This window comes from Pseudomonas sp. CFBP 5748, assembly GCF_053850495.1.
The window spans coordinates 830,009-849,915 of sequence record NZ_JBSPTN010000001.1; the positions used below are offsets into that span (position 1 = coordinate 830,009).

Here is a 19,907-nt window from a genome sequence, read left to right on the forward strand (position 1 = left end):
AGTTCCACTGAATTCTGTAAGTGATTGAAATAAGGGCCTTTAGGCCCTTTTTTCGTTCCAGCGGTAACCACTGAAATCCAGCACTATCCGGTGCGTTTAAGTCCAGAATTGAGTCCAGGATTCTGACGAGCACTGAATCGGTTTGTTGCTGGAGCAGTTTGCGCAACGAGACGAGCATCTGGCCCTGACTCTGTTCAGGAGCTCGCGATGGCACTCTCAGAAATGACAGTTCGGCACGCCCGAATCACCGGTAACGACTACACTCTCGGTGACAGTGATGGTCTCACACTCAACGTGACGGCAAGAGGTGGCAAAGTCTGGCTCTTCCGCTACTACTGGGCGGGCAAGCAGAAACGCATGTCCTTGGGTTGTTACCCGCAAATCTCCCTCAAAGATGCACGTACTCGGCGTGACGAGGCGCGCGCCTTGGTTGCCCAGGGCATCAATCCCTATGAGCATCGTAAACAACAGCGACTTGCTGTTCATGCTGCGAAGGAGCACACCTTCGAGGCCGTGTTCAATCAGTGGGTAGCGTTCCGCAGGCTGAGCCTTAAGGAGGGGCGCCAGAGCACGCTCTCGCAGATATTGAGGATCTTCAATAAAGACGTCCTGCCCACGCTGGGCGGACGCTCCATCTACGATATCAATCGTCACGATCTGCTGGATTTACTGAGCAGGATCGAACAGCGCAAGGCCTTAACGACCGCCGAAAAATGCCGGACCTGGTTCAACCAATTGTTCCGCTATGCGCTGGTGAAGATCGAGGGGCTGGAACACAACCCGGCTTCGGACCTTGATGTGGTCGCGCTCCCCAAACCGCCTGTTACGCACAATCCATTTCTTCGTATGGACGAGCTCCCGGCATTGATGGCTGCTCTTCGAAATTATGGTGGCGCAAACCAAACCCGCCTTGGCCTTCGTTTGTTGCTGCTGACCGGTGTCCGCACGGGCGAGCTGCGGTTGGCGACACCCGACCAGTTCGATCTGGAAAAGCGCTTGTGGGTCATACCGGCGGAGGTGGTGAAACAACTCCAGCTAGCGATGCGCAAGCCAGGTAAGCAGATTCAAAATGTACCGCCCTACATTGTCCCGCTGTCGGTTCAGGCGCTGGAGATCGTACGTCACTTGCTGGACCAGGTTGTCCCCGCCCAGCGCTACTTGTTTGCGCATCGAAGCGACCTGAGCAAACGGATCAGCGAGAACACGCTGAATGGCGCGTTGCGTCGGATGGGGTACGCCGATCAACTTACCGGGCATGGGATGAGGGCGACGATCTCGACGGCGCTGAACGAAATCGGATACCCAAAGGTGTGGGTGGATGCTCAGCTTTCTCATGCGGATACGGACAAGGTGAGTGCGGCTTACAACCACGCGGAATACGTCGAGCAGCGCCGGACCATGATGCAGGATTGGGCGAACCGTCTGGATCTATGGGGGCAGGGCCAGCTGAAAGCGGCTAGCTCTCCGCTTACCATCCGATTGGAGGGGGCCGCTTCGCTGCCGTCACTTGAAAACGTGAGCGCAAATTCAATTCAGTTCAACAGCACCTTTCCAATGACTACCGTCTCGGTGCCCGAGACTTCGGTTAACAACGAACCAGCTCTTATCGTGTCGCACCAGTCGCCTGTTCTGCCTCTTTCGGTCCCGACTGAAAAGCCGCATAAATCTCACGTGTCTGACATTCAGCGCGAACGCGCCGAGATGTTGGCCATTTATGAGGCTCCGAGTAATTTGCCGTTGCTGGTCTTCGCCAAATTGGCAGGCAAATCCCGTGATCAGATCAACCGCGATATCAAGGCTCGCCGGCTGCTGTCCCTCAGCCTGGGGAATCGTGGTCAGCGCATTCCGGATTGGCAACTTGATCCACTACGGCATAAGTTGGTACTTGCTGCGTTAGCGCGGTTTCCGGGTGTTGATGCGTGGAAGCTTTATCGGACGGCCTGTGAGCCTCATGAGCGACTTAAGGGTCGTTCACCAATCGATGCGCTCACTCTGGAGAATTTCGACGTGACTGTGCGAATCGTTTGTAGCGCGCTGGGCTCAAGCTGAGGTGCTGTCTCGTGCGGTGATAACGAATGTCGCTGCTTTCTTGGGCCCATCTAGAGCTACTCCTGAATGTGTGGGCTACGCAAGTCGCCTGATGTTTCGGAGCTGGTCGGCTAGAGGATTCTATTGCGCAGGAAGACGCCATTTGGCAATATCCCGCTCCCGCACTCTCTTGTCAGCTCTCCATCCCTCTCATTTGGGGGCTGTGTTTTTGAGGGGCGGGTAATCACCCGGCCTCGTGCCGGGTTTTTTATGCGTTCGGCAGATACGGCTGGCGGATAAACATGGAATTCAGCTAACCCTCGTATGGGGTGCTAGGGGTCTAGTGTTCGAATTACTCCGTCCCGACCATATTTTCAATGATTTGGCCGAACCATAGCAAGTTCGGTTTTTTCATGTCTAAAAAATTACTCCCACATTTACTCCCGCGGATGTCTTGGATCTAGGCAGCTGTGAGTTCGCGCCGTTTTGGCCCTTCTCGCGCTGACTTTGGCACCAACCTTGTTTTATTTTTCTTTTCCCTTCAGGGCGCCATCATGCTGAAGTTTGTCGAAGCTTTGCACCTTCAATATGGTGTCGACGATATAGCAGGATGTCTCGACCAGTGAACCTCGCTCGACGTATGCCAGACTTGTTTACGACGACTTCCGGCCGCGCTATGCCGTGGACATAGAAGTCCTGGGCCCGGACGGGGAGCCGGATCCGCTGTTACCTCAGCTCACCGGCGTTCCGTCGCCGTTGCCCACCGGTGGCGAGGAAAAGGGGATCTATGCGTTTCCGGAGGAAGGCACCCAGGTGGTGGTGTGCTTCGCCTACGGCCTGCCGAACAAGCCCTACATACAAACGATCCTCCCGCACGGCCTGAGCATGCCCAAGGTGCCGAAAGGCGACCAGGTCTGGCAACACAGCGAGGCAGCACAACAGCGCGTGGACGCGGATGGCAACTGGCTGCGTCAGACGGACGGCAAGATCCAGGACAAGGCGATCGAGCGGGAAGTCGAAGCCCTGGATAACCGCGAGCAGTACCAGACTCACACCAGGACGGTGGACGACCACTCGAGCGAGTCCGTGGGAGGGGTGAAAAAGATCGAGGCACTGGGCGCGCTCAAGCTGCTGTCGGGTGGATCCGCGAGCCTGGCGGCTGTGGATGATCTGCACCAAGCCACCGGGCGGGATCTGAACCTTGTTGTGGGACGGAAGCTCAACGCGACGGTGGGCGGAGATATGCAGGAGCACATTGAGGGGTTGCGCCAGAGTTTGGCCGGGGTCAGCCAAAGTCTCAAAGCACCCAAGACGTGGCTAGGTTCAGAAGAGGTGAATGTGTTGCAGGTGCTATGCGATCTCCTCGACCTGGTTAAAGAAATAAACACACAGTTGGCAACGCACACGCATTCGCCTGGACCGACGCCAAGTACGGCAGACGCCTCGGTTTTTATGGAAAAAGCGGTGGTTGCAACTCGCTTAAGTGCTCTGCTGAAAAGCATTAAGACATAACCTGACACTCCACTAACCGGAATCAATCAATAAAATTTCAAATCTTTAAGCTTTCAAAAAAAGCGGGAGAAAAGTTTATCACCGGAAGCTCAGACTCATAGCCTTCTATTAGGCTTGTAATCTCCCCCATCAAGGATTCCTTGTTAAAGCTGTCAATAAGAAACATTGTCTTATAGAACGACCTTCTAACCCTCGGCGTTATACTGTATTGCCCATCATCCTCTAGCTCTACATTCCCCAAGAAAAGAATAAGTTCTATAAATACATATTTTTCAAGCTGAAACGAAAAAATGTAGAAAGATTCTATCTCGGTTCCTAGGGCGATGTCGTCAATGGTAGGAAATTTCAGTGTAAATATTTCGGGGTTACCATCAATCAACTTTATTATAAAGTTGGGCTTGGTGTTAATTCTTTCAAGCTCGTGGTCACTAAAGTTCAAAGGAGTGTCAACCTCAAAATATCGCTTAATTTTAACTATGCCCTCCAGTATCTCTATTTTTTTAGACTGATCAGGGAAGCCATCTCCAGATTTAAGATAGGCTGTCGATGATAAATCTTGAAAATCAAAAACAATTTCGACATTTTTTGGATTCGAAAACATATGCATAAGCTTGAACATTCTAAGCGCCTCTTCAACTTCGAACCGTTCTAGCAAATCAACATTCATGGAAAGGTTAAATGTTTTTCCTTGGTTAAGGATATTAAATTCGAATAACTTAGCATCCATTCTTATTTTTTGGTAAGGTTTTGGGATCCACGCATTGAAGGGGCTGGTATAGAGATCCACTGGGAACTTTAGAGTGCGTCCGGTCGATTTATCTCTAAAAGTTAGAAAGCCGTGATCACTCGGAATTACGTCCGGCATAGTGAGTAAAGCTGTATCGTCGGTTAGTTTGTGCCTGTCGGACAAAACACCAAATCGAAGGGATGCCCCATGGACGTTTACTACCTGGACCGCACCTCTCTTTCCCAGCGAAATATCAATCAGTTTATGAAGTTTGTCATCGCCTGTGAACGAAAATTGTATTCGATGCGCCCCCTCTTCAAAGCCTACTGATTTTAAATGTTCACGCTTGCGGTCAAGGTAATCAAAATGTGAAGCGCCAATATGGTTCATTGTCAACTGCTTTAAAACTGAGGCTGCGAGAGGAACAATGGGTTCGTGAAAACTAAGGCGCATCTTCTTCTTATTGAGCTTTACGTTAGGATCTTTAACGTACTCATCTGAAACTCGCCTAAGGGTTTTTTCTATTAGGTCATCGTCGAAGTGACGCAAGTACCCTCTGACAGGAATATCTCCGCTATCGAATTCGAGCAATACATAAAAGCAGGGCAGGGAGCTAGTAGCCATTTTCTTAAGGTTTGACAACTCCACGTCGACGAATTTTTTATTGCCGTCAGTGGATTTTACCTGGATTTTTGTTTCGATCAGACCTTCATGCATAGACATTCGATCGAACTTACTTGGAACATTATCGATTTCTACAAACAAATCCCAGCCATTGATATCGGTTTCAGATTTGTTTGCCGCCATGCCCGCCGCCGTCGCGCATAGCGTACCGAAGAATTTCTCCCCAGCCGTTCCCAAATCCCTCATGTCGTGCTCCTTTTCTAGCGTAGAGGCAAGATGCCATGTCCAGACCTACAAGACAAATCCTCGAAAAAAAATGATGAGGAAAGCACTTATCCCCCTCCCGCCGACGGGCTTCGAATCCTTTTTTTGTGCAAAGGTGTCGGCATTACAAACCTAGGCCTTGCCCAAGCCTGCAGCGGAAGATCTCACGTGCATGCGAGTTTCACGGAGTGAAAGGTTTTGCAAAGAAGTGAAGCGACGTTGTGCAGCGCCCTGCGCCGGTTAAGGCGGTAGCCAATCTCTATCAGCCCCTGTTTGCGTGCGTGCGTCGCCTGAAAAGCTCGTTCTACCGAGTTTTCCACTCTCACTAGCTCGCATCAGAAGAGCTTGTGGCTCCTTTTAGGAGGGGTATTGAATTTACTTAAAGGCACGGCTCAGGCGGCTTTCATAGCGTTTAGCACGTTTTACAAATGATCAACGAAATAGAACCGAATCATATGCTGCAAGCTATCAATCCCTGACATCAGTGACATTCAATAATCTGTGTGAAAAGGGCTGTCGTCAAAGCAACAGTCGACCAGAAACGTCATAGAGACATATAGAGTCAGCGGGTGTTAGTATTTTGATTAAGGTTGTAGGTTGCTATTAGATCTAGCAATTCACACGGAGACGTGACCTACGTAAGGCCACGTTCAATACCGGTATTAAAGAAAACGGTTAGGATGAAATGTCAGAGTATAGTTCCAAGTCGCTAGTTGCAATAAGTAGGAGGGCTCTTTCTATTGCGTCTTCGGATCCCAAAGCGCTGTTTCCTCGCCCGTTTTTTATAATCCACGCGAGGACTTTTACGAAGTCATGACCTCTAATTGCCATCTTGCAGTCCGTATCTAGGCAGCGCTTATACCACTCAAGGGCCTTCGCTTTAAAATTCCCAATAAAAGGCATTTTAGCGTTTTTGTTTAATACCTTAGATGCGTATGAGTCAAAATCAAATGAAAGCAACCCCTCTCTAAAGCTCAAGCTTTTATCAAAGTCAATCCATTGTAAATTTAAATCAAGCTCTCTATCGGCAAGCCGAAAAGAATATAGCATAATTAATGCGTTAGAAAAGCTCTGTACAAAATCGCCCCACTTGCCAACTTTACACCTCGAAACGGTTACTATTAATTTTTGCAACAATTCATCAGTAAAAAAGTATAATTCGAGTGAGCAGTACTTTGTCCATACTAATCCTTTGGATTGAACGAGCTCCTCGAACCAGTGGTCAATATCTCTATCAACTAAAAAACGACATCTAAGAATATCTATGCTGCTGAGTTCTTGTGCGAGAGCAAGTACTCTTTGCTTATTGCCCTCTGTGAGTTTGTATTTTCGAAGTATAGCTTCAGGCACGTCGACGCTATCAATCGTATACACAATTCTGGAGGGGTCTTGCGCGTGTTGAAAACAGGCAGTAAGAACTTCCTTGTCGAAGTGACCTTCCACATAGATATCATTAAGATCGGGCTCGAGTTCATATCGCAGAACAAGATCATCAATTGAGCGGCGAGGCAGGTCACTCATGATAATTATCTAGCTTGATGACGCGATTTCTATGTTGGGATAGTAGCTCCAAAGAGTGTGATGCAAATATAAATTGAATCTTTGCTCCTTCCGTTATATCCAGTAGGGATTGAACTAATTGGCGCTGCCATTTGATGTTTAGAGAGATTTCTGGCTCGTCGATCATGAAAACAGTTGACGTGTCCCTTGCAGTTAACACATAGCAAAATAGAAGTAGTAGCTGCTGTTCCCCAGAGGAAAGTTGAGTCGGGTCTAGCTCGACTCCTTTGCGATTTTTTAGCTTGAATCCAGTTCCAACTTTGAATTCTATTTTTTTGTCGCTAAGAAATTGATTGATGGTTTCTACAAACCTATGAACCAGCTGATAGATGGGTTCAACTGCCTCTAGTCTTCCTTCAATACTTTCGATATACGGCTTGAGTAGCGAGGCAGCAAGTTCTGGTCGTGACGCAGCATTGTTTGTTAAAGCTTTTTTGAACCCTGCCATTGGCAGCGGAATCGCTAAATCATAATTTGCTAACAGACTGGTTTTGATCTCAATTAATGATAGTTGACGAGACAAACTATCTACATCGACCTTACCCATTTCTTCACGATTATTCGTAGGTGCCATCAAATGCTGAAGGACTTGACCATACACCGCATGTACGTTGGTACTTCCTTGATTGGCCCCCTGCAATGCTTTGTCCGCAATCCACCTGAACGTGCTATTCATTGCCTGAGCTAAACCGATCTCTCGTGTCCTGGCAACTAAATCATTTATTTTTGGACGTTCTTCGAAATGCATTATTTTCCTGAATTCTACTTCGTCAGTAGCGTCTGGTATGGAGTCGCTATGCAAGTATCTTTCAGCATTTAGAAGGAAAAGATTTGGCGTGCAGTTGGCTAGAGCTTTTAAGTATACTTTTTCTCCATACCACTTTAAGTCAACTTGTTTTTTGTTGGTGGTTACTCGTCTTACTTCTTTGCCTACAACTTCATATCGAACCGAGCTTTCCGATTCGTTGGGGTCGTGCTCCCAAAGCGCGATAATTTCATGATTCTTAATTATACTTAAAATTAGTACATCACCATTGCGGAGCGCGCTGAGTTTAATGCCTGAGGTCAAAACAACTTCGAGTTGAGAAAATTCAGCTCTATATAGTGCGGTTCGGTGACCCTTGTTGTTTCCCGCTGAAAGCAAGTGAAACGCCAGTCTCAATACCGTACTCTTTCCAACACCATTGTCCCCATAAAGAATTGCTGCGTCATCTAGCTCTCCTTCCTTGGGTAGCTTGTAGTCGTAAAGGCCAAATAGGCCTTGAATATGAACTGACGATATCAAACGATCGCTCATGCCTGCCTCGCGAAAATTAGTGATGTGGACATAATGCCCTGTCCGCAACAGCGATGCTATGCCAAAAATCATATAGATCCGTTACGGTTTTAGCCGCTACGATCCATTCAGGTAGAGCGTTTTTTATTACCTGAAATCAACGTGGGGTGTGCATAGGACCACCCTGGAATCGCCAGAATAGGCAAGGCCATTCGGGGCCTTCGCAGCCATTGAACGGCGCGTCACAGGCTAGTCCTTTTCCAGTTTTCTTAGTCGCGCCAGGCCCTGATTGATAAATCCTGCATTTTCCCCAATTCGCTCTAGCGCCACACGCGCATTTTCCCCAACGGTCTCGTATCCCTGCTGCTCGACTAACAGCACCAATTCCATCAACGCAGCTTCGAGGCCCAGCTGATTTTCGTACATTTTTTCGAGGACGACGGTAAGGGAACATTCGCTGGCCATGCATTCGACTCTATCCGGAAAGCAGGAAGCATAGCAGGGCCCCCCGAGGAGGCTAATATCAGTTCAAGGCTGGGAAAAAGGTAATTTTGGTAAGCCGGTGCTAAAAATTGACTGCAGCCCTTACAGACCGTGGCTTTGACGTATTACCTTTGAAGGTAATATTTGGTAAGGCTGGAGGTAATATTTCGCCAACTGGCTGATTTTATTGGGTTTTATAGACAGCTGAAATTACTACGACTAAAGGTAATTTTCTAACCTTTTTCTTACCCTATTATTACCTTTGTGAGTAACCTTTAAGTCATTGTATCTATTGGATTTTTTTTGAATTTAAAATGAACATTACCAATATTACCTTTTTCCCATGGGTCAACCTGAAAACGGGGTCAAGCACTGACGGGGACGGTGGCTAGCCTTCCATGTACCTGGTGTAACGCTTACGAAGTCGCCTGCAGCCACGATGAACAGTGCCGGGATTGGAGCCGAAAACCGATGCTTAAAATTTGCTACAGCCGTCGGCAGAAGGAATGGGAGGAAGAGGGGGGAAGGCAGAACTGGTACGCAACTGGTATGCGGTTTGGCGGGGAGGTGTTTGGGCCTTTATTTGTGGGGACTAAGAGAGAGGTCAGTCCGATCCATCATTGGTGACGATGCTTCCCCAGGGATGGGTAGCTGAGTGGGAAGCAACTGCGTTTCGATCCCAACCAAATGGTCCGCTACCGAAATTCAAGTTTTTTCGATTTTAAGAAAGGGATTATCGGATGGTATCGATTCGAACAGCAGTTTTGATTCTTCAAGTAAATAGCCTTTGAGTGTCGCTCTCTTCCGAGGACCTTCGATTTGGCACGTCCAGATGTTCATGCCGTTGTCGCGCTTCCTGTGGACCTTCAGTTTCTCAAACTGCTTCTGCACCCAACGCCATTCTTCAATCTCTTGGCCGCTATTCTTGGCGATGCCAGGAAACTCCTGTACATAACGTTGGAAGATACCAGGCGTGACCAGAAATACGCTTCCATCCACTGTGTGGATTTTGGCCTTGCTGTCATTGATGATCAGCTTGTGGCTCAGAATGCCTTCCTTGACCCAATTCAGGAACGCCTGGCCTGGGTTACCCGATTGAAGCATTGAAGTTTCGACAGCACTTTCTGACAGTGCGTCACTGGCCTCAGGCTCTTCCAACTCGAACATGTCCAGCAGCGTGCCGAGGTAATCGACATCCTCTAGTACCATGGGACCTGGCTGCGGTTGGCTTTGAGCTGATCCTGCACTGACTGTCTCGGGCGCTGGTGTTGGTATCGGGGAGTCAGCTGAGTGTTCATGAGCCGCTATGCTCACCGTTCCACTGAAAGCCTCGGGCCGGTCTTCGTTCCCCCAAATCAGTGCCGGTTGAAGGCGCAGAAAGGTGAAACTCTGCTGCCAATTTCCCTGTGCCACAAGCGCGGTCCAGATGGCTTTGCCTTCCGGCGTGGACTCAACCAATCCATGTGACTGCAGCTCGTCAAACACCGCGAGATTGGACGAGGGAATGCCCTCAATCGATTGCGACAGCAGATAGGCTCGCAGCTTGTCCGTAACCGTCTTGCTGACCAGCCAGAGTGCGTCTTGAGTCAGCCATCCGGCGGCACCTGGCTGGTTGAGTTTCAGCTCGTGCTGAACCAGATGACGCAATCCACTGATCAAGTGATGTTGCAGCGAATGAGTCGGCGCTTGTAGCGCCTTACTTGGATTGCCACCGATGTTCTGCGCGGTGGAAACGCGGTCGGCCTGCATCACCAACTCACCGAGCACGCCGGCACGTTCGTACTGACCCGCCAGGACATACAGCAGATTGGCCCACAATAGCGGAAATCCACTGAGCCAATCGAGGATTGGCCGGTCGAGAATCTGGTTGTAGAGCAAGCCTGCGGCGGCGCCGTGCAAGTGGTAGTCGCGCCCCTTGAGATAGCGGAAACGATACGGCTGATCCAGGGACCCCTGCCAGGGATGCCAAACACGGCCATCTTGGCGTTCGACCAGCAGGTCCACGGCAATCTTGCCGATGTCATGGAGCAACGCGCCATAGGCGATGCCAGCGGACCAAGCGTCGGTCTGGGCGGCTTGGTCTTCGGGCGCGGCGCCGGTCGGCAGCAGATACGACTGACGCAATTTCAAACTGCAAGCGACCAGTTCCAGTCCATGGTCGAGCATGCCGCCAAGATAAGCATGGTGGTGCGTCTCGCTGGCTGGAAGCTGCTGGACCAGCTCGGCGTAGCGATGGATCGGATTTAAATAGAGCTGGCTGAATTGCGGATGGGAGAGGGCGGTGTACTGCCAAATGCGATCAAGCAACTGGCGGCGATGCTCGGCTGCTAACAAGCTCTGGGACGATTCGATGGGCAGATACCCATCGGCGACGTTTCCGGTGGGTGGCGGAGGAGGCTTTTGCCTTTTGTGCCGAAACAGACTGAGCATCATGGTCCTCCTGGGAACTGGCAGAGTCAGTGGCCTTTTAGCCTTTTCGGATAGGGCTCTTACCCTTGACTCCCCATTCCCTTCCAACCCTTACCGGTCCTTTTGACGCGTTTCCCTTTGTGCGGCAATCGGAATATCGATTTGTCCTGGTGCCGTTTTATTGGATGCGCATGCTGGTACGAAAAAGGAAAGTGTCGGTACACTGCGGTGCGAATTTTATCGGGTCTTGCCATGAACCTTACTGACGCCACGCTCATACTGCTGCTCGCGGCACGTATTCATGGAACAGACGAAGCCGTCAGGGCCTCGGCGAAAAGCGTGGTCAAGAAGCTTCCGCGCAGCAAACGCGATCTGATCTACAAGGTGATCGACAGCCGAAGTCCACTCGATCTGGTGGATTACCTGGCGGAGAATCTGGATACGTAACGGCGCACTGCGGTTACAGGATTACTTCATGCTCTTTGCGTCAGAGCTCCGCAGTGTGGGAGTTTTTCTGGGCATAGAAAAAGGGTCCAACTCGTGTTGGACCCTATGAAGCGTGTGCAGCGGTGAGGTGACGATCAAGCTCCATCGTTCATGCATCGCGAGTCATCCATTACCGTCTGCTTCTGTTGCTGCTCCAGGTTGAGCACATACTCCGAAGCGCATCGGGCCTGGCCACTGGCGCGGAAAATCGCGCGGTTGTCAGCCTTGAGCAGGCCGAGCCAGGAGTCGATATAGCCCTCGTGCCGAAGCTCTCCCCGTATACCGGCGTAGGCACATAAAAAAGCGGCGCCCATTTCGGCGATCAACTCTTCAAATGCATAGCCTGGCGAGCCAAATGGACACGGAGAGGTCACGCCTTCGCGCTGCAATCGAGAGTGGTGTCCGGTCCAGTGCGTCAGCTCGTGAAGTGCGGTGGCGTAGTACTCACTTTGATCGTGAAATTGCGCTTTTGTTGGCAGTTGGATGAGGTCTCTGATCGGGTGGTAAAAGGCTTCGTCGGCAAATCGATGAATGATGTTTGCTCCCGAACGTAACAACAGATTTTCCGCAGCGCCGTTGGGGAAGAAGGGATCGCTCGGTTCCGTCTCGAGCACCGTTTCGTTGAGTGTTTCGAGCCCCTCCGTTTGCTCGATGTTGAACAGAAAATGCGTCCTGAGAATGCCGAAATGAGCAACCTTGGGCTGACCGTTTTCATCGAGTACGGGGTGGCCTGATTCGGTCTGTTCCTCGCGCTCCATCGGCTTGTAGAGCACTGCCAGGGTGCTGTGCTCACCCTTACGAATGTGCCCGCCGGCTTTTTTGGCTTGATTGAAGGTCAGCCAGCGATCTTGAGTGAACCCCTGCAACCTGGCCTCGGCCCAGAGCAACGGTAAATTGATGCCCGAATAGGGGCGCTGGGTGATGGCGTTGATGGGGTAGGGTTGGTGATGACCGACGTCAGCTGAGCCACTTGAGGACCAGGGTTTGATCCAGGGCGCTACGCCTTGGTCCAACGCGGTAACGATCTTGTCAGTCACGTCTTGGTAGATATTGCGCATGGCATGTTCCTCGAAAAACCGGAGGAACGCCTTGCCCGTCGGGGAGGGTTCCCCGGTGGGTGTTGATTGGATTGGTACAGGACTGCGTATAGCTTGAGTTGGATCAGTGGTCGGCTATGGCCATTTGCGTTCAGCGTTGCTGCTCTTCCGCAAGCGCTATCAGTAAGGCGTTAGGTTGGTCTGATGCCTGAAGCAGGCTGAGGCTCAGTCGCAGCAATGGTTCATGATCTGCATCACTCGCTGAGACGAACTTGGCTACCTCAAACACCACGTAGGGTGCGTTTGGATCGGCCAGGTGAGCTGTGAAGGCTGCGCGTATCACATTGCTCAGCCTATCGAGCTGCAGTTCTTCAGGATGATTTGAACCATCGAGCAATACTGCGTGTTGCCACGCGTCTGGAGTGAACACAATGGGCAAGCGCAGAGTGTTCAGTGCTTCGCTTGTGAGTGAGTCGGACATGGTGTGCCTCCGTTGATAGCGCGAAGAAACCTGTCCCATAGGGGAAAGAATTCCCCGCGGTGGGTTGAAGAAAAACAAGAGTGGGTAGGACGAGCCGAGCTCGAAAGACGCTCGGGAGAGCAGTAGACGTTCATCACCGTGTAGCGTGACCGTGCGAGCCACCGAACGCTAATCGCACTTGGGAGGAACCATCACCGGAGTGACGTAGCTTTGAAGGCTCTGGCTACCTGGGAAGGTGCTGTCCATAACAGCGATCCGTATCCTCTTGTAGCTGGATGATTTGGATGAGTCAACGGCCCTAGAGGCGCTGTTGTACGAGGTGCGTCTTCTGTCTTCCAGTGAAGAGTTTTTCGCCCCAGCAAGCTGATAAACGGTTAAGCATGGGCGATTTTCAGTAGTAGTCTGTAATCTCGATTTCCACAGGAACACGCTCAGAAGAGGTCGCAACCATGCCGGCTCAGCAGTCACTTCAAATCTCCCGCGCACACCGCTGGGCATATGCATGCGGTATGTCGGTAAAACGTGTTTATCGCAGGTTGAAAGGATTTGAATCTCGTGTGGCTAAACGTGCGGTCGCGACAGGTATGCCTGCTGGTGGGCTATTGGTTCGCGGGACCTTTCTGGTTACGAAGCTGGCACTCATCCTTGGGTTGCTTTTTATCGGTTTCTGGTTGGTCGCTTCTGTCGTAACGATGGTTGCTGTGATTGGTCTCCTGTTGTCCAAGGCTGCCATTGACGCGGATCTTGAAGGCAATGATCCAGGTCCCGACTTTTTAGGGGCCAACTCCTATCTAGGCAATTACGACGACAACGGCCATTACATCGGGCATTCCAAATCATCGAGTAGTGACGTCAGATGATCCTTTTCGTAGCTCCCATCAACTGATCTGTGCCTTTGCCTGCCGCGCCATGCGCTGCCTTGCTCGCACTTCCTAGCATCCCTTCAAGGCTGCTGCCAATTGCGTAGCCTGCCCAGCTCATAGCAACCAGAAATAGACCTGGCAGAACCAAGAACATCGCCCCCATCACATACTCAATCACCTGTGCCGTGACGGTTCCATCCATAAATCCGGATGTGGGCAGCGACAACAGCACCTGATTGGACGCCGACACCTGGTTGTACAAGGTATCGAGCATGCTGGAGTCGACCCAGCGGGCCAACTCCCACCAGAAGGTCAGCATGTGCAGCGTGAACAGCGCGAACGTCACCGTCATGACGGTCTTTAGCTGATAGGTACTCACGAGTAGGATTAGCGGCAAACTGATGATGACGCCCATGATTAGGAAAGCCTGCACCATCGGCAGGGCAGCGCGTAGTGCATTCATTGCCGGGAAGTTGCTGAATGAACCAAGGGCCAGCCCAGTATTCGTGGCCAGGTTATTGAGCCCCTGATTGATCGACCCACCACGAGCGCTGGAGCCGTAGTCCTGGTACACCTGTCCTGGCGACATGGACATCGATTGCTGGCGCGGGCTGACCAGTTCGCGCAGGGTGGCGTCCTCAATCTCGCTACTCGAACGGCCAGTCAACCAACCTTTTAGCTGAGTCAGCAGCGAAGGATCGACTTGCTCGATCAAGCGCTCGCGCAACCCGACACCGTTGTCACTCCACCACTCTTTGCAAGTGGGGTAGCCCGCGCCATTCTCCAACCGTGGCAAGGAAATATCTCGGGCTTCATCGTAGGGCCAGCTGACTCGCGGTGTCCGTGAGCGATCGGTGTCGTAGTAGCCCGGTGTGTCGAGAAAATAGCGTGAGCCGATCCAGGACGCATCATGACTTTGCGCCTTGTCCAGCTGCGGACGATTGGTGAACAGCCGAGAGCGGGAATAGCCGTAGCAGTCACGAGTGAAGTCGGCGACTTCCTGCAGCAATACCTGGTTATCGATGCGCGAACTGTCGATCTCCATGCGCATCTGCCGGATATCCGGTGCGCAGGGAATGGAGGCGGTTGCCGCCGCCGTCACCCCTTTGCTCAAGGCGTGCACCAGAAACCACCAAATTGGCACGTTGGCGGAGCGTTCGCCGATGGTATTGAAGGTAATCCCCCAGGCGGTTTCTGCTGGCTTAGCCACACTGATACCGCAGCGCTGGCTCGCTGCATCATCGAACGTCATTGACGTGAGGCTCAATGGAAAGACCGGCGCGCAGCCGAACAAGACGACGATGTAGGCCAGCCACAGCCGGTTCTCTATCCGCGGTACAGAGAGCAATCCTTTGTTGCCTTCATCCGCGCCTTGCTGACGGGCCGACAACCATTCTTGCAAGATGATTGCACCAAAGGGCGCGGCGAACAGCCCAGTATCGGACAGGACGTTCCAGATACCGTTGTTGATGATCCATGCCAGCAGGGAGAGGTAAAACTCCAGGTAGCTGTTGGTGCTCATGAGCATGGTGGTGACCTCACAATCGAGTGAGCTCGACGCAGGTAAAGAGCAAGAGCCCTAATGTCCCGACGCGTTTCACGCGCAGTCGGTCTTGTGGTCGATGTCGGTAGCGCCTCAGCAGGTCCCACCAGAGTGCAAAGAGGACGCCGTAGAGCAGGACACGCCACCACCGCAGATAAGGGCGTATCGATTCCAAGGTTTGCTGCCAAACCTCGAAACTGCCCAGCGCAGTGCAGCCGATCCAGGCGATCAGTGCGGCGGTCAGGATCATCCCTGCGGCGATCCCTAGACTTGAAAGCAAAGTGAATAGCAGTGAGCGTTTCATGGCTCACTTGCGCCTGGCGTCAGCGTCGTTGAGTCGGCCAGGTTCGGGGTCGCCTTGCTCGACGGTACGCGAAGCATCGGCGCCTCCGGCATGCCGATCGAGCACCAGGCTGGCGGTGTTGGTGGCCAGCATCTGCCGAACCTGCAGTTCGGTCTGCAGCAGGCGGATTTCGCGTTCCAGAGTGTCGATGTTTTTCGTCAAGGCCGTTTGGGCCGGTTCGGCGGAAGCGATGTTAGGTTCGTGGCTGCCTGCCAGCAGAGTGCGCAATAGCAGGAGCGCTTTGTCGAGCACGCTGGATAGAGCCGTCTCGCTGGCCAGGCGCCGCGCCAGGGTTTCCTGATCAGGATCGTCGCGCAGGGCTTCGATCACCCCCCGGGTCACCGGCAGCATCGGGCTGGAGGCTTTGCTCAGATTGTCAGGGGTAGGCGGAAGAGAACCGGACAGTAATCCTTGCAGGGTCTTGAGGTGTTCACTGTAGGCCTCCTGTATTAGCGGCGTCAGTCCGCTGCCAGCGGTAGCCCGTAGAGTCTCGCAGGTGTCGCAGGTCGCGACTTCGGTCTCGCCCAACACTCGAACAGCCCATTCGGATTCCTCTTGGGGTGAGGTCCATGCCTGGCAAATAGCGCCGCCCAGGCAATCACTGCTACTGATCGAGGCGCTGTCATCCACGGACCGGTTATGTAGCAGGTTGTAGCCCGCGCGCACCACATCGGAGGTTGCCCGGATGGGTGTTTGTCCGCTACCTCCAGCCTTCTGCCCGCCGACCCATGACACCCCATTATTGCCGTTACGGGCCTCGGTGTTTTTCACCGCGGCCACCGCATCACCGCCGGTTTGTTCGAGGTTGCCCTGCATCTCCTGGTTCTTGGCCAATGCGCCCCAGCCGGCTTGGCCGACCTTGTCAGCCATCTTCTCGGCCATGGCCTGGCAGGTCAGTTTGGAGCGGTCGAAGTCGATACGCCCCTGCATCACTCCGTTACTCAATAACTCATAAAGCCCGGGGTTAGCGCGCTGGATGATCAATGCCGGCAGCGACATCACCGCTTGGGTCGCGTTCTGCACAATGCTGCCCATGATCTGCTGGAAACCTTCGGTAACGCCGTTCAGCTGGTTTTGCAGGGTGTTGGTGAGGCTCATGTTTCCGCACATCATGTTGGCTTGCCATGAGCCGCCGACACCGAGCCCGTTGGGACGATAGAGCGAGCTCGGCGAGCCTGCTGCCGAGCCGCCACCAATGGTATACATCACCCGATCGTCGAGCATTTCACCTTGAGTGCCTAGGCGGTAATCGTCCTCGGCGGCGTGGGCATGCGTGGCCACGGTGAGCAGTCCGCAGAGCAACAAACTCATCGGGCACAACCATGGTCCTGTAAGAACCCGATTCATGAAGCACCACCGTCGAAGTCGATGCTGAACAGGAAGGTCTGTCCCTCACGCTTGCAGCAGCTATAGGGACGCCACAGCGACCACGCGTAGTCGCCATCCGCGCTCTGCACCGAATTGCTGGGGAAGATGGCACATGTGGGTTGAATCACGGGGGAGAGCAATTGCCATTTGTGGGTCGAAGCGTCGTTTTCAACGATTGGGCCAGGCGGCCAATAACCATCGCGTGGTACGGGTGTGAGCGGGACATACACGTGCGGTTGCCAGTTGCGGGTAATGACGTCACCCGCTCGCTGCGCCATCACCGCAGCGGCTTTGAAGTCGTCGGGTTGCACCAAAAATCCTTGCCGGGGATAGACGTTGCCCCACATGTTTCCCGCGAGCTGACGACCGATTTCACGGATCCCCGGCACGAGCGACTCGGGGTAAAGGCTTTCCGGGATGCCATGACGCCAGGCCAGTGAGTCCCAAGTGCTCAGGTAGTAGGGCAGGAACGCCGTGGCACCGCTGGCGCAGGCGTAGCCGGATTGCGAGGCATGTTGCGTGGCGGCCCAGCCACCTGGATGACCGATGGCATCAACGTTTTTGAAACGAGGCAGATTATCGCGCTGGTTGTTCGGCGTGATCAGGTTACCGCCTCCTTCCGCCCCACTGATAGGAGAGGATAGGGCGGCCATCTCGGTCCAAGGATTGGCACCGGTGGTGGCATAGCTCGAGACTACCAGCTCAGGAATGAAGTGACGAACCTTGGTTGAGGTGTTAACCGTGCAGCCGAAGGGGGTGCAGAGCAACCAAAAGCAGATGCCGACGACTCTGTACTCGAGGCAGTCTGGAGAAAGTACGGAGGCGGTAATGTTGCCAGTATCAAGCGCTACGCTTGGCCCGGATGCCAGCAGAATGCTCAGCACCAAAGGATGTAGCTTCTGGGGCGAAATATGCGGGCAGGCAGCAAACATGATCCAGACTCTGAGTGTATGGCCTGGACAGGTTCAATAATTGAGAGAGGGGTGTCAGTGAGAAAGCCGAACGCAGAATTGTCGGTTTATAGCGATCTTCTAGATCAGCAGAGGGTCATTCAGCGCTCAGTGTACGAGCAAGCACGTCAGACTCAATGAGCAACTGATCCGTTTTGATCTCGAAAATGTTGGCGAGTTTGCAGAGGACCAATAACGACGGGTTGCCTACCCCTCGTTCGATTTGACTCACGTAGGTACGATCCACCTCGGCCATGAGCGCCAATTGCTCCTGGGTAAGGTTCTTCACGCGTCGCATCGAGCGGATATTTTCCGCGAGTTGCAGACGGAGCTGTTCGAAGTCTTGAGTCATGCGCGCAAACTGCGCCTTGAGGGACTCTCAATCCACGGGATATAGTCTACATTGGCTCTAATTGGGGCTTTTTTGATGCTTAAGCCGAGTGTCAATTTTGTTTCTATGCTGCTTAGAACAGACCGAGCATTAATAAATAATCGAAAGCTAAGGTGTCTATGGACGAAAATTACGTTTCAATTCCGGCGGCGGACGGCTGTCCGAGCCTTTTGACACCGTGGGGCAGCGAATTTGCGCCCATGATCGAACGTGGCGTGCAATGCGCCCAGGCCTGGCTTAATACACCCGGTGACGTACCGCTGTGGTGGGAACTGGCGCAGGCACGGAAGACTTGTCCGGCAGGAGAATCTCAGGATGCTTTCGAAGCGGGATTTTTATTGAGAGTTCAGCAACGGCTTCAAGGCGTTTCACCGTAGCCGTGCGGCTCCAACCCTGACGATATGGCCTACACGGGAAAATTTACTGGAAGGTATGGTTCCAGGCTCCATTCCTCTAGAATGGAGATCTGACAGAAGTGGCGTTGGTCTGTGATAAACAGATTTACGTAGCTAGGATTCTGATAAGTGCAGATTCTGCACGCTCTGAGAACGTGGAGCGCGATATGAAAGCCGACCAAGTGTTGAGTGACGATCTGGTGAGCCGACTGGAGGGTAAAATCCCAGCCATGGCTGAAGGTGCGATCAATACGGCCTATATCAACGCGCTGGCGGCCGGACGCAGCGTGATGGAAGTGATAGACGGCAAGCTCGTTGAGACGACTGCCGACGGTAAGCACAAGGTTATTCGAGTGGCCAAGCCCAAGCATAAAGTGACCTTGGGCGGGATTATCAAGGTGCACCGCTGCTCATGACCGTCCCTCGGCTGAGGGTGTTTGCCGGCCCTAATGGTTCCGGTAAAAGCACAATGAAAAGTGCCGTCCCTTCCCACCTGATCGGGATCTACATCAACCCGGATGAAATCGAAAAGGCTGCCAAAGAGGGCGGACGCCTGGAGTTCAGCGATTTTCAACTGGAAGTCGAGGGTGACGAGATTCTCGGCTTTATCAAGGTGCACCGACTGATTCGGTCGACCCAGCTCGTTGAAGAGGCAGCCAAAATAGGCTTCAGCAATAACGGCCTGAATTTCCAGTCCGTCGCGATGAACTCCTATTTTGCTTCCGTGCTCTCTGATTTCATGCGGCACAAGCTCCTTGAAGCCCAGTTGTCTTTCACCTTCGAAACGGTGATGTCTAGCGAGGACAAAGTCGCTTTTATGCTTAAGGCAAAAGCGTCGGGATATCGAACCTACCTCTACTTTGTCGCCACTGAAGATCCTGACATCAATATCAACAGGGTCAAGAACCGTGTTGCGGCAGGTGGGCACCCAGTCCCCACGGAAAAAATTGTGCAGCGCTACGGTCGTTGCCTGAACCTATTGCCAGCAGCCATCGCAGCCTCGAACCGGGCTTATATCTTTGATAACTCCGGCGCTGATCTGGTGCTGCTCGCTGAAGTAACAGACGGGACTGACCTTGAATTCAGGGCTGATGAGATCCCTGACTGGTTCATGCAAGCCTACGTGGAGAAGGTGTTCAAGGATTTGCTGCCGGGTTGATCGAAACC

18 protein-coding genes and 1 pseudogene are annotated in these 19,907 nt (G+C 52.6%); 7 read left to right on the plus strand and 12 right to left on the minus strand.

Annotation, left to right across the window (positions count from 1 at the left end; translation table 11 throughout):
• Window positions 1-207: 207 nt before the first annotated feature.
• Window positions 208-2,049 carry a tyrosine-type recombinase/integrase gene (locus ACWNZ1_RS03785; protein WP_456027357.1) on the plus strand — a complete coding sequence of 614 codons (1,842 nt, stop codon included), beginning with the start codon at window positions 208-210 and terminating at the stop codon, window positions 2,047-2,049.
• 636 nt (window positions 2,050-2,685) lie between these two features.
• A pseudogene (locus tag ACWNZ1_RS03790) lies at window positions 2,686-3,540 on the plus strand (hypothetical protein); the annotation flags it as partial.
• 37 nt (window positions 3,541-3,577) lie between these two features.
• On the opposite strand, the gene ACWNZ1_RS03795 reads toward ACWNZ1_RS03790, so the two are convergent.
• From ACWNZ1_RS03795 to mobH, 5 genes are all read right to left on the minus strand, one after another.
• The gene (locus tag ACWNZ1_RS03795; RefSeq protein ID WP_456027358.1) at window positions 3,578-5,137 is read right to left on the minus strand and encodes a hypothetical protein; all 1,560 of its coding nucleotides are present in this window, start codon (window positions 5,135-5,137) and stop codon (window positions 3,578-3,580) included.
• Between the two features lie 693 nt (window positions 5,138-5,830).
• Window positions 5,831-6,676 carry a hypothetical protein gene (locus ACWNZ1_RS03800; protein WP_456027359.1) on the minus strand — a complete coding sequence of 282 codons (846 nt, stop codon included), beginning with the start codon at window positions 6,674-6,676 and terminating at the stop codon, window positions 5,831-5,833.
• A complete protein-coding gene (locus tag ACWNZ1_RS03805; protein ID WP_456027360.1) occupies window positions 6,669-8,012 on the minus strand; it encodes an AAA family ATPase in 1,344 nt (447 codons plus the stop codon). Before ACWNZ1_RS03805 ends, ACWNZ1_RS03800 begins: the two co-directional genes overlap by 8 nt.
• A gap of 228 nt (window positions 8,013-8,240) precedes the next feature.
• Window positions 8,241-8,456 carry a hypothetical protein gene (locus ACWNZ1_RS03810; RefSeq protein ID WP_456027361.1) on the minus strand — a complete coding sequence of 72 codons (216 nt, stop codon included), beginning with the start codon at window positions 8,454-8,456 and terminating at the stop codon, window positions 8,241-8,243.
• A 723-nt stretch (window positions 8,457-9,179) separates the two neighbouring features.
• Window positions 9,180-10,904 (minus strand): MobH family relaxase, encoded by a 1,725-nt coding sequence (gene mobH / locus ACWNZ1_RS03815; RefSeq protein WP_456027446.1) that lies wholly within the window; start codon window positions 10,902-10,904, stop codon window positions 9,180-9,182.
• Between the two features lie 231 nt (window positions 10,905-11,135).
• Here mobH and ACWNZ1_RS03820 point away from each other — a divergent pair, with 231 nt between their 5' ends.
• Complete coding sequence (locus tag ACWNZ1_RS03820) at window positions 11,136-11,330, plus strand: DUF7740 domain-containing protein (RefSeq protein ID WP_026067412.1); 195 nt, start codon at window positions 11,136-11,138, stop codon at window positions 11,328-11,330.
• Window positions 11,331-11,464: 134 nt separating this feature from the next.
• On the opposite strand, the gene ACWNZ1_RS03825 is transcribed toward ACWNZ1_RS03820, so the two are convergent.
• Together ACWNZ1_RS03825 and ACWNZ1_RS03830 are read right to left on the minus strand one after the other, a co-directional pair.
• Window positions 11,465-12,427 carry an ArdC family protein gene (locus ACWNZ1_RS03825; RefSeq protein WP_039011233.1) on the minus strand — a complete coding sequence of 321 codons (963 nt, stop codon included), beginning with the start codon at window positions 12,425-12,427 and terminating at the stop codon, window positions 11,465-11,467.
• A 130-nt stretch (window positions 12,428-12,557) separates the two neighbouring features.
• Window positions 12,558-12,887 (minus strand): hypothetical protein, encoded by a 330-nt coding sequence (locus ACWNZ1_RS03830; protein WP_274091010.1) that lies wholly within the window; start codon window positions 12,885-12,887, stop codon window positions 12,558-12,560.
• Between the two features lie 449 nt (window positions 12,888-13,336).
• On the opposite strand from ACWNZ1_RS03830, the gene ACWNZ1_RS03835 reads away from it, so the two are divergent.
• Entirely contained in the window at window positions 13,337-13,747 is a 411-nt protein-coding gene (locus tag ACWNZ1_RS03835) for a DUF3742 family protein (protein WP_039011236.1), read from the plus strand.
• Here the strand turns inward: ACWNZ1_RS03835 and ACWNZ1_RS03840 are convergent.
• The 5 genes from ACWNZ1_RS03840 to ACWNZ1_RS03860 form a co-directional block, all read right to left on the minus strand.
• Window positions 13,740-15,278 carry a conjugal transfer protein TraG N-terminal domain-containing protein gene (locus tag ACWNZ1_RS03840; RefSeq protein ID WP_039011237.1) on the minus strand — a complete coding sequence of 513 codons (1,539 nt, stop codon included), beginning with the start codon at window positions 15,276-15,278 and terminating at the stop codon, window positions 13,740-13,742. The two genes, ACWNZ1_RS03835 and ACWNZ1_RS03840, sit on opposite strands and share 8 nt — an antisense overlap.
• 10 nt (window positions 15,279-15,288) lie before the next feature.
• Window positions 15,289-15,597 (minus strand): hypothetical protein, encoded by a 309-nt coding sequence (locus ACWNZ1_RS03845; RefSeq protein WP_039011238.1) that lies wholly within the window; start codon window positions 15,595-15,597, stop codon window positions 15,289-15,291.
• A gap of 3 nt (window positions 15,598-15,600) precedes the next feature.
• Window positions 15,601-16,983 carry an integrating conjugative element protein gene (locus tag ACWNZ1_RS03850; protein WP_456027362.1) on the minus strand — a complete coding sequence of 461 codons (1,383 nt, stop codon included), beginning with the start codon at window positions 16,981-16,983 and terminating at the stop codon, window positions 15,601-15,603.
• Window positions 16,980-17,936, minus strand: coding sequence for a TIGR03756 family integrating conjugative element protein (locus ACWNZ1_RS03855; protein WP_456027363.1), 957 nt, complete (start codon window positions 17,934-17,936; stop codon window positions 16,980-16,982). Before ACWNZ1_RS03855 ends, ACWNZ1_RS03850 begins: the two co-directional genes overlap by 4 nt.
• A 115-nt stretch (window positions 17,937-18,051) precedes the next feature.
• Window positions 18,052-18,306: a helix-turn-helix domain-containing protein gene (locus tag ACWNZ1_RS03860; RefSeq protein ID WP_027912527.1), complete on the minus strand. Its 255-nt coding sequence runs from the start codon at window positions 18,304-18,306 to the stop codon at window positions 18,052-18,054.
• A gap of 158 nt (window positions 18,307-18,464) precedes the next feature.
• Between ACWNZ1_RS03860 and ACWNZ1_RS03865 the strand changes: the two genes are divergently transcribed.
• From ACWNZ1_RS03865 to ACWNZ1_RS03875, 3 genes are all read left to right on the plus strand, one after another.
• Window positions 18,465-18,722 (plus strand): LasR-specific antiactivator QslA, encoded by a 258-nt coding sequence (locus ACWNZ1_RS03865; protein WP_083236521.1) that lies wholly within the window; start codon window positions 18,465-18,467, stop codon window positions 18,720-18,722.
• A 185-nt stretch (window positions 18,723-18,907) separates the two neighbouring features.
• On the plus strand, window positions 18,908-19,156 hold the full coding sequence (locus tag ACWNZ1_RS03870; RefSeq protein ID WP_175361365.1) for a hypothetical protein: 249 nt from the start codon (window positions 18,908-18,910) through the stop codon (window positions 19,154-19,156).
• Window positions 19,153-19,899: a zeta toxin family protein gene (locus tag ACWNZ1_RS03875; RefSeq protein WP_456027364.1), complete on the plus strand. Its 747-nt coding sequence runs from the start codon at window positions 19,153-19,155 to the stop codon at window positions 19,897-19,899. The genes ACWNZ1_RS03870 and ACWNZ1_RS03875 overlap by 4 nt, the downstream gene beginning before the upstream one ends.
• Window positions 19,900-19,907: the final 8 nt, after the last annotated feature.

What these genes read in the sequence shown, in the direction of transcription:
- ACWNZ1_RS03785 (WP_456027357.1), top strand. Translation starts at nt 208, where the DNA reads ATGGCACTCTCAGAAATGACAGTTCGGCACGCCCGAATCACCGGTAAC.
- ACWNZ1_RS03795 (WP_456027358.1), bottom strand. Translation starts at nt 5,137, where the DNA reads ATGAGGGATTTGGGAACGGCTGGGGAGAAATTCTTCGGTACGCTATGC.
- ACWNZ1_RS03800 (WP_456027359.1), bottom strand. Translation starts at nt 6,676, where the DNA reads ATGAGTGACCTGCCTCGCCGCTCAATTGATGATCTTGTTCTGCGATAT.
- ACWNZ1_RS03805 (WP_456027360.1), bottom strand. Translation starts at nt 8,012, where the DNA reads ATGAGCGATCGTTTGATATCGTCAGTTCATATTCAAGGCCTATTTGGC.
- ACWNZ1_RS03810 (WP_456027361.1), bottom strand. Translation starts at nt 8,456, where the DNA reads ATGGCCAGCGAATGTTCCCTTACCGTCGTCCTCGAAAAAATGTACGAA.
- mobH (WP_456027446.1), bottom strand. Translation starts at nt 10,904, where the DNA reads ATGCTCAGTCTGTTTCGGCACAAAAGGCAAAAGCCTCCTCCGCCACCC.
- ACWNZ1_RS03820 (WP_026067412.1), top strand. Translation starts at nt 11,136, where the DNA reads ATGAACCTTACTGACGCCACGCTCATACTGCTGCTCGCGGCACGTATT.
- ACWNZ1_RS03825 (WP_039011233.1), bottom strand. Translation starts at nt 12,427, where the DNA reads ATGCGCAATATCTACCAAGACGTGACTGACAAGATCGTTACCGCGTTG.
- ACWNZ1_RS03830 (WP_274091010.1), bottom strand. Translation starts at nt 12,887, where the DNA reads ATGTCCGACTCACTCACAAGCGAAGCACTGAACACTCTGCGCTTGCCC.
- ACWNZ1_RS03835 (WP_039011236.1), top strand. Translation starts at nt 13,337, where the DNA reads ATGCCGGCTCAGCAGTCACTTCAAATCTCCCGCGCACACCGCTGGGCA.
- ACWNZ1_RS03840 (WP_039011237.1), bottom strand. Translation starts at nt 15,278, where the DNA reads ATGCTCATGAGCACCAACAGCTACCTGGAGTTTTACCTCTCCCTGCTG.
- ACWNZ1_RS03845 (WP_039011238.1), bottom strand. Translation starts at nt 15,597, where the DNA reads ATGAAACGCTCACTGCTATTCACTTTGCTTTCAAGTCTAGGGATCGCC.
- ACWNZ1_RS03850 (WP_456027362.1), bottom strand. Translation starts at nt 16,983, where the DNA reads ATGAATCGGGTTCTTACAGGACCATGGTTGTGCCCGATGAGTTTGTTG.
- ACWNZ1_RS03855 (WP_456027363.1), bottom strand. Translation starts at nt 17,936, where the DNA reads ATGTTTGCTGCCTGCCCGCATATTTCGCCCCAGAAGCTACATCCTTTG.
- ACWNZ1_RS03860 (WP_027912527.1), bottom strand. Translation starts at nt 18,306, where the DNA reads ATGACTCAAGACTTCGAACAGCTCCGTCTGCAACTCGCGGAAAATATC.
- ACWNZ1_RS03865 (WP_083236521.1), top strand. Translation starts at nt 18,465, where the DNA reads ATGGACGAAAATTACGTTTCAATTCCGGCGGCGGACGGCTGTCCGAGC.
- ACWNZ1_RS03870 (WP_175361365.1), top strand. Translation starts at nt 18,908, where the DNA reads ATGAAAGCCGACCAAGTGTTGAGTGACGATCTGGTGAGCCGACTGGAG.
- ACWNZ1_RS03875 (WP_456027364.1), top strand. Translation starts at nt 19,153, where the DNA reads ATGACCGTCCCTCGGCTGAGGGTGTTTGCCGGCCCTAATGGTTCCGGT.